Source organism: Gemmatimonadales bacterium (assembly GCA_030697825.1).
GTDB lineage: Bacteria > Gemmatimonadota > Gemmatimonadetes > Gemmatimonadales > JACORV01 > JACORV01.
This window is the reverse complement of the sequence record JAUYOW010000156.1, coordinates 1-3066: the sequence shown is the minus strand read 5'-3', so window position 1 is coordinate 3066 and position 3066 is coordinate 1. Positions and strand designations below refer to the sequence as shown.

General features: G+C 70.0%; 5 protein-coding genes. All 5 read left to right on the top strand.

Features of this window, described 5'->3' with window-relative positions; all coding sequences use genetic code 11:
- The coding region (locus tag Q8Q85_08700) for a hypothetical protein (GenBank protein ID MDP3774332.1) at window positions 1–259 on the top strand (259 nt) is incomplete at its 5' end.
- Window positions 260–323: 64 nt separating this feature from the next.
- Window positions 324–959: a hypothetical protein gene (locus Q8Q85_08695; protein ID MDP3774331.1), complete on the top strand. Its 636-nt coding sequence runs from the start codon at window positions 324–326 to the stop codon at window positions 957–959.
- Between the two features lie 69 nt (window positions 960–1028).
- Window positions 1029–1541 carry a hypothetical protein gene (locus tag Q8Q85_08690; protein ID MDP3774330.1) on the top strand — a complete coding sequence of 171 codons (513 nt, stop codon included), beginning with the start codon at window positions 1029–1031 and terminating at the stop codon, window positions 1539–1541.
- Between the two features lie 14 nt (window positions 1542–1555).
- Entirely contained in the window at window positions 1556–2254 is a 699-nt protein-coding gene (locus Q8Q85_08685; protein ID MDP3774329.1) for a lytic transglycosylase domain-containing protein, read from the top strand.
- A gap of 13 nt (window positions 2255–2267) precedes the next feature.
- Window positions 2268–3066 (top strand): hypothetical protein (locus tag Q8Q85_08680; GenBank protein MDP3774328.1); only part of this gene is annotated, 799 nt, incomplete at its 3' end.

The following is a 3066-nucleotide window of genomic DNA, read 5'->3' as shown; positions in this document are numbered from 1 at the left end:
CGACTACACGCTCCCGAAGGAAGACGCGGGCCTGACCGCGCTGACCACGAACCTCGCGACTCGCACCCGGCTGGGCGTCGTGACGGCCGAGGAGCTGCGCGGGGCACCGGTTCGCTTCCTGGGTCGCGGCAACGGGGGTGGGCGCATGGGCGTCTACACCGCCGAGGAGCTGCGTGGCAGCCGGCCCAGCTCGGGCGTGGTCCGGGTGCTCGGCGGCGCGTACGGCGCCAACCCGATCGCGACCGCTCACAAGACCTGATCGGGCCTTCGGGCTCGCGTGATCTTCAACTCGCAACCGAGAACCTGATCGAAGGAGACTGCACATGAACGACACGGCACGCGGTACGTTTGGCGGCACGCTCACGGTCGAAGTGGCCGGCGTGCCCTACCCGCTGGAGTTCGGCGACTGGGTGGACGACCGCCTCTGGTCCACCTGCCAGTTCGCCACGACCCAGACCACCACGCTGCAGACGTTGATCGGCGCCCCCGGCGATCCGATGCCGGGCAACACGGCGGCGACGCTCTCGAAGCGCGAGAGCAACCTGCCGCGTGGCGCGGGCGCGGGCCTGCCGGACGGCTACGAGATGCTGGTGTTCAGCATCCAGCACGTCATGGGGTCGAACATGAACGATCTGCCCGCCGGCCTGACGTTGGCGGACATCTCGGACATCTACGACCGGACGGTGTTCTCGTTCCTCGTGCAGAACAAGGTCAAGAACATGGGGCCGCTGTACAAGCACCCGGCCGGATCGGGCGGCTACGGCCGCACCGACGCCTCGGCGCAGGTGAACAACGGCGTGCCGAGCCCGCGCGACCAGGCGGCGTTCGTGCTGCCGATCGAGCTGCGCCCGAACGTGTCGTTCCGGGGCGAGTTCGAGTTCGACGCGGCGCTGTCGCTGGCGTCGGCGGTCCAGATCGAGACGCACCTGCAGGGCCTCTACAAGCGCCCCGTGACGTAAAGTCGCCCCTTGGCGCCTCGCGTGACCTCGACCTTCCCCGCTCGCCCCTGCTTGGAGGCGATCTAGCCCATGGCCAACCAGTACGACGAACCGCTGTACGAGCGCATCCCGTGGGTGATGTTCTCCGACCTCGACGACGTGGCCGGGAGCGCGGCCACGTTGTTCGCGGACGCTGATCTGCGGAACGACTCGGGCTACGACTTCGAGTGCTGGGAGGTCGGGTTCCACATCGAGAACCAAGAGGCTGACGCCTCGCCCGCGACCAACGAGCGGCCGGATTCGTGGCAGGTGAAGATCACCGACCTGTCGCGGAACATGCCGTGGATGAAGAACGAGACGATGCCGGCGACGCTGATCGACGTGTCGGGGTCGGGCGCGATCGGGACGAAGTGGAAGCTGCGCCGTCCGACGCTGATCCCGGCCAACGGGTCGTTGCGCGCGGAGCTGACCAACAACACCGCGAGCACGATCACGGTGCGGATCGCGTTCATCGGCTTCGTGCTGATCCCGATCATCCCCGGCACGCGCTTCGCCGAAGCGGTCCAGCACTCGGCGCAAGCGATCCCCCAGACCACGTACTAGGCGGGAGAGCCGGCGTGGTCTGGTCCCTGGTGATCTACGCCGCCGGGGCCGGGGCGCTGGCGCTGGTCGCTCGGCGAGGGTCGCGGCCGGTACAGCACCACGCGTCGGTCGTACAGGTGGCAGCGGCGTGCGATGCGGGGGATCGCGCCGCTGCCCTGGCCGCGTGCGGTTGCGGGCCGGTCGATTCTGGTCCGGCCGTGCCGTGGGAGCGCGTGGCGCTGGCCTACCAGCGCGCCGGGGACACGCACGCGGCGTCGCTGCCGCTGGTGCTGGCGCTGGTCGGCCAGGAGAGCGACTTTCGCCCGCGCGCGGTGCGCCACGAGCCGTGTGTCTGGGTGGCCGACTGGACGGCGACAGCGCGCGCCGCGCACCCGCGAGGGACCGATTGTTGCGCCTGGGGCAGCTTCGGGTTGACGCAGGTGTTGTTCGCGGTGGCGCTGGATCGGGGCGGCGATCTTGTAGATCGGCCCGAGGACTTGTTCGATCCAGACGTATCGATCGAGGTGGGCTTGCGCGTGTTGGACCACTGGTTGGATCGCTTCGGCGCGGGCGGCGCGGGGGGTCCGTGGTCGGACGTCCTGGCCGGCTACAACTCGGGGCGGCGCTACGCGGCGGCGCCCAAGCGCACGCAGAACTACGTGGACGCGGTGATCGCGAAGCGGCGCGAGTGGGAAGCACGGCTCTCGCCGGGTTTACAGCCGTGGGCGGCGTGATAGGATAGCGACCATGCGACGCAGCACTCCTCTGATGCACAGCTACGCGGCGTCGCGCGCGCGCGACGAGGATCCGCGCGAGACGTTGCGCCGGATCACGGGCGTGGCGCGCGCGGCGGTGCCGCGAACGGGGACGCGCCTGACGCCCGTGGGCCTGTTGGGCGCCGCGCGCGGGCTGGGCCGGCTCGGCGTGGATGATGGCGGGGGCGATACGGACGTGCCGGGCGATGTTCCGGCCGACGTCCGCGCGAACCTCGACGCGTTTGCCGCGCACTTGGAATGGATCGAGCGCCAACGGATCGACTTGGCGGCGCGCGCCGATCAGTTGCGGCTGGACGTGCGGGCCGGTCAAGTTTCGTGCGGCGTGATCAAGTCGTGGAACGACGTGGTGCATCGCTTCACCGGGATCGTGCTGGACGCGTGGCAGCAGCTCGGCAGGATCGGAGCGGCTGTGGACGGGGCAGCGTTGCCGGATCGCGACGCGTTCTGGTCGCGTGTGCAGACCGGACCTGATGGGCAGACGGTGTGGCTGTTCGACTTTGCACAGTCGGGGCCGTGTTTCGACGCGGTGCCGACCCCGGCAGTGCCAGTCACGTCTGCGCCGCGCGCGTTGGCGGGAACGTGGGGGCGAGCGGGTGGAGGCCGGCTCGGTGCGTTCGTTCCGGCGCTGTGCCTGCTGGCGCCCCCGTGGGGTGTTGTGGCGTGCGTGGCGTTGGCCGGATTCACGATCGCGTTGACCGCCAACACGATCGCGTACGGGGTCAGGCAACTGCGCGACGCGTTTACGGGGTCGGTGACGCGCGACGCGAACC

What these genes read in the sequence shown, in the direction of transcription:
- Q8Q85_08690 (MDP3774330.1), top strand. Translation starts at nt 1,029, where the DNA reads ATGGCCAACCAGTACGACGAACCGCTGTACGAGCGCATCCCGTGGGTG.
- Q8Q85_08695 (MDP3774331.1), top strand. Translation starts at nt 324, where the DNA reads ATGAACGACACGGCACGCGGTACGTTTGGCGGCACGCTCACGGTCGAA.